Origin of the sequence: Streptomyces africanus (genome assembly GCF_002150735.1) — a bacterium.
In the GTDB taxonomy this organism is placed as follows: Bacteria; Actinomycetota; Actinomycetes; order Streptomycetales; family Streptomycetaceae; genus Streptomyces; species Streptomyces africanus.
The window spans coordinates 1-854 of sequence record NZ_MUKA01000312.1; the positions used below are offsets into that span (position 1 = coordinate 1).

Sequence of the window (854 nt, forward strand, 5' to 3'; positions counted from 1 at the left end):
GAAGCGAGCGGGCGGCCAGGGGAGGAACGGGTGGCCAGGTCCGCCGGCCTCCCCCGCCAGCCGACAGGCCGCCCGGCGACGGGGTCGCGCTCGCGCCTCGCCAGCACGCCGGGAGGGCTCAGCGGCTATCCGTGGGTGGGTGGGGTGACTGGTTGGGGGAGGCGGCCTGGGTTGCCAATTGGAGCATCTGGGACCATGGGCTTCTCCCAGGCCCCTGGTTTGTCGTTGGCCCCTGGCACAAACGCTCCACTTGCCCGTCGACATCCCCCGAGCAGGCCCCACGCTGCTCCCGGGCGGACCGCTGGCGGGTCTAAAGCGCCCCGAGGCGCTTCACGGCCTCCTCCAGCACCCCCGTCCGCTTGCAGAACGCGAACCGTACGAACGGGGCGCCCTCCTCGCGGTGGTCGTAGAAGACCGCGTTGGGGATGGCGACGACACCGGCGCGTTCCGGCAGGCCGCGGCAGAAGGCGAAGCCGTCCGTCTCGCCGAGGGGGCGGATGTCGGTGGTGACGAAGTAGGTGCCGGACGGGCGGAAGACCCGGAAACCGGCCTCCTCCAGGCCCGCCGCCAGCAGGTTCCGCTTGGCCAGCATGTCGTCCCGGAAGGCCGTGAAGTACGACTCGGGCAGCGCCAGCGCCTCGGCGACCGCGTACTGGAACGGGCCCGCCGAGACGTACGTCAGGTACTGCTTCGCCGAGCGCACCGCCGTGACCAGCTCCGGGGCGGCCGTCACCCAGCCCACCTTCCAGCCGGTGAACGAGAACGTCTTGCCGCTGCTGGAAATGGTGACCGTACGCTCGCGCATCCCCGGGAACGTCGCCAGCGGCACGTGCTCGGCGTCGTCGAAGACCAGG

Annotated in this window: 1 protein-coding gene; it reads right to left on the reverse strand. The window is 71.7% G+C overall.

Going from position 1 to position 854, the window contains the following annotated elements:
• Positions 1 to 310: 310 nt before the first annotated feature.
• Positions 311 to 854: aminotransferase class I/II-fold pyridoxal phosphate-dependent enzyme (locus CCL05_RS32935; RefSeq protein WP_143589985.1), on the reverse strand; the 544-nt coding region annotated here is incomplete at its 5' end.